Origin of the sequence: Cognatilysobacter lacus, from assembly GCF_008274655.1 — a bacterium.
In the GTDB taxonomy this organism is placed as follows: Bacteria; Pseudomonadota; Gammaproteobacteria; order Xanthomonadales; family Xanthomonadaceae; genus Cognatilysobacter; species Cognatilysobacter lacus.
Genome location: NZ_VTRV01000205.1, coordinates 1 through 3,467 on the forward strand (window position 1 = coordinate 1; position 3,467 = coordinate 3,467).

The following is a 3,467-nucleotide window of genomic DNA, read 5'->3' on the forward strand; positions in this document are numbered from 1 at the left end:
CCGAGTGGCTTAGGGCTAAGAGAGCGAAGGAAAGGATCGTCGCGAGTTTCATGATGGCTCCTCTGAGGCCTAACACCTGAGTTAAGCCGCGCCGCGAAGCGGCGTCGGCTTGGACGAATTGTTAGGCATCAGGCCCTGTGCAATCACATGCCGCACCGTGTAAAGCCCGGTGATATCGATCACTGTGTGCACGATGATGGCAGGGACGAGACCGGCGAAGTGGGCGATTGCCGCGAGCACGAGACTGACGGCGAACAAGCCCGCCGCTTGGAGCAGAACGCGACGGCTCAAGCCGTTAAAGCGATACGCCTTGGTGTGGGCTAGAACAAAGAGGGCCGAGGATAGCCACACCCCGAGTAATGTCTGCAGAGCGCCGCGAAACAGGATCTCTTCTCCGATTCCGGCGGCGGGCGCGAGGAGGAGAGGATTCCAGCCGCGAAGATCCAAGCGGCTATAGCTCTCGATCGTGTGTTTGGCGACGGGGCGCTTCGACGCCAGCTTGTAGCCCAGCCAAGCATTGAGGCACGCGATAGCACTTAGGCCAAGTGCAACGATCGCTTCCTGGGAAAAGGAAAGGCGGGAAGGGAATAGAGAGGAAAAGCTCGTTCCCGTGGCGGCGCAGAGCAGGAATGCCGCCAAGACCATGAGCGCACACAGTGACCATTGGCGGCGAAGCCCGACCCTATTCTCAGACATCTCACTTGCCGACATGGTGTCCCCTGATGCCTAACACCTGAGTTAAGCCGCGGCGCGTAGTGGAGGTTTTGCAGTGGCAAGCTCTACCTGCCACTGCAAAGCCGGAACGAAGCGACGTCGGCTTGGACGAATTGTTAGGCCCCGGCCCGGCGAGAACACCGCGACCCGAAGCCCAACGGTTGCGGCGATGCTACGGCAGGTGAGACCGCACGCGCCAGAACGCTTCAACGCAGCTGCCGACCGAAGACGTTCGCGGGATGCTCGGGCGGCGAGAAGCCTTGGCAGATATAGCCGAAGGCGAGGACGAACCGGCAGGCGCCACGAAAAAAGGGCGAAGCTGGACGGGAACTACACGCGGCGGTGCGACCGCAACCTGCGCACGCCGCCGTGAACCAACACCACGGGGCCTAACACCTGAGTTAAGCCGCGCCGCGAAGCGGCGTCGGCTTGGACGAATTGTTAGGCCAAGCTTGAACTCGCCCGACACGTTGAGCAAGCCGACGCATCAGTGCTACCGAAGCGGGAGACACTGGCTGGGGCGTGGAAAGTGGGCGGCCGGCTGTTGCGGATGCCGCCGAAGTCGTGAGCGCCGCCAGCCACCGACGCCCGGCGCGTCCGGAGATCACCAGGACGAGCGCGATGTAGAGGGTCGGACGCGTGCGAGTTCGAGCGCGGGAATCAGGTTGGACGTGCGGCGGCGCAGGCGCATGAGCTGCCAACGCGAGCTGTGGCTTTGCTCGAGGTACTGCCGAAGCAGGAAGAGCGCGGCTCGCGAGCAAGCTGATCTGGGAACCGACCGAGGCCTAACACCTGAGTTAAGCCGCGCCGCGAAGCGGCGTCGGCTTGGACGAATTGTTAGCGGGCAGCATGTGCTTTCTCCAGTTGGCTATCGTTTGCCCTGAGCCATGCCTCGAGTGCTTCCATGCTGCGCGGCCAGACTCGGCTGTACTGATACTCGAATGCGAGGAGCACGAACATTACCGCTGGTTCCAAGCGAGCGCCGAATCGTTCGCTCGCGCGGTTGACGAAGGTGGTCGTGTGGGTCTGCGGATCCACTGACGAGTACGCAAAAACGACGCCATCGAAGTTGGGATGTGCCGTTTCACTCAAGTCTTTGTGAATTGCCACAATTCCCGCGTGACTGCCTTCGGCCTTATCTAGAACGGTCAGGATGTTTACGGCAGCGGCTGGAGTGCTTTCATTCTTTGAGCCGGCCAAGAGGTTTTTTGTGAGCTGCTCGAAGTCTTGATAGGAAAGACTTCCCGCCACTACTGCTTCGGTCTTCTGGTTGAGGTACATCAGGAGCGCGGCAGTCTCCAACGTACTCCTTAGCAGGATGCGAGCACCCATGACGTGGCCGCTTTGCATCAACAGCAGTATCTGTCGGCCGAGGTCATACACGCGCCAAGCCAATGATTCGCGGATGACCGCAGAGCGATAGGGCGCACGCCATTTGTGTGCAATAGGGCAGCGCGAAAGCATATCGGCAACGCTGACCTGCGTCGGCAGAGTCTTGCTCCATTCCTCTAGCACGTGCTGAATTCTTTCCATGCCCGCTAACACCTGAGTTAAGCCGCGCCGCGAAGCGGCGTCGGCTTGGACGAATTGTTAGGCCCACAGCGATGCGTCTTTGTTTCTTACCACACGAAATGATCGAAATGGGGGCCGCGCTTTGAAGACTTCAACGCCTGTGAGACTGGGGCCAAGCGCGTCCGCTACGGCGCTGCGGGTGATACTTGACTCAGACCCGACAATTACCTGCCTTAGGACTAGATCGTTGGAGAAGTTCATATAGTGAAGATCATCCTCGGGATCTTCTAGAGTTGTGAAGATGCGAAATTCGTCTTCGTAGCTCCAATGAGCGAACTTGGTGAAAAGAAGTTGACCCGAAAATATTTCATCGATTTCGATAGGCCAGTTGAAGCGAGACGTGACGTACGCTACCTGCCGCGGGAGATGGTCTGCTACATCGAACCCGAGGCATATTCCCTTGTGCTTATCGGCGTAGTGCGACCACTGGACGGGATTTCGCCACGAGCGAGAAAAGCAGACGAGACCGTGCCGGTTTCCAAAAGTGCCCTTCCACGCCTTAATAAGCTTTCGGTTTTCAGCCTTCGCTAGATCAACCGCGAGCAGCTCAAAAGGATCGTTTAGCTGCGCCACGCGGGAAATCTTCAGGCGCTTCTCGCGAAGATCCTTAAGGCCGAACTCTTCGTTCAAGAAGTGAAAAAGTCTCATCTGGGGGCCTAACACCTGAGTTAAGCCGCGCCGCGAAGCGGCGTCGGCTTGGACGAATTGTTAGGCGCCAAGCCGGAATGCCGCCGACGCCATGCGAGCAAGCAAGCGATCAGCCAGGCCAGCAGCCCGCCCGCGATTGTGGCAAGGAAGGGGATCTGGGTAGGTTGGTAGGCGAGCTCGCCGTAGCTTTCGGGAAAATCTGAGTGCCCGATGAGCTTCCAAGCCGCTGCAGCACCTACCGCCAAGGTCAGCGACGCCGCCGGAACCTTGAGGCTGGGCGCGAGCGCATACGCGGCAAGAACGACAACGAAAGCCGCGACAAAGCCTTCTATCGGCGTGGCCCAAACGTGGAGCGCACCTGCAACGAAGCCAGCGGCCACGCCCGCGACGATAAACGCGCCGAGCGTTGCGAGCAGTGCCTTGGTCCATTCAACAGCCGTGTACTTGTCCATGGCGCCTAACACCTGAGTTAAGCCGCGCCGCGAAGCGGCGTCGGCTTGGACGAATTGTTAGGCCCCAGCTCTCGATTCTTC

At 59.5% G+C, this 3,467-nt stretch carries 4 protein-coding genes; all 4 read right to left on the reverse strand.

The window, feature by feature from the left end; translation table 11 throughout:
* Window positions 1-81: 81 nt before the first annotated feature.
* The 4 genes from FW784_RS13110 to FW784_RS13125 all read right to left on the reverse strand — a co-directional run bounded on the left by FW784_RS13110 (window position 82) and on the right by FW784_RS13125 (window position 3,386).
* Window positions 82-639: a CPBP family intramembrane glutamic endopeptidase gene (locus FW784_RS13110; protein WP_187770818.1), complete on the reverse strand. Its 558-nt coding sequence runs from the start codon at window positions 637-639 to the stop codon at window positions 82-84.
* A gap of 912 nt (window positions 640-1,551) precedes the next feature.
* Window positions 1,552-2,247, reverse strand: coding sequence for a DUF5677 domain-containing protein (locus tag FW784_RS13115; RefSeq protein ID WP_149353774.1), 696 nt, complete (start codon window positions 2,245-2,247; stop codon window positions 1,552-1,554).
* 57 nt (window positions 2,248-2,304) lie between these two features.
* Entirely contained in the window at window positions 2,305-2,916 is a 612-nt protein-coding gene (locus tag FW784_RS13120) for a DUF2971 domain-containing protein (protein ID WP_205123629.1), read from the reverse strand.
* 38 nt (window positions 2,917-2,954) lie between these two features.
* Entirely contained in the window at window positions 2,955-3,386 is a 432-nt protein-coding gene (locus FW784_RS13125; RefSeq protein WP_149353776.1) for a hypothetical protein, read from the reverse strand.
* Window positions 3,387-3,467: the final 81 nt, after the last annotated feature.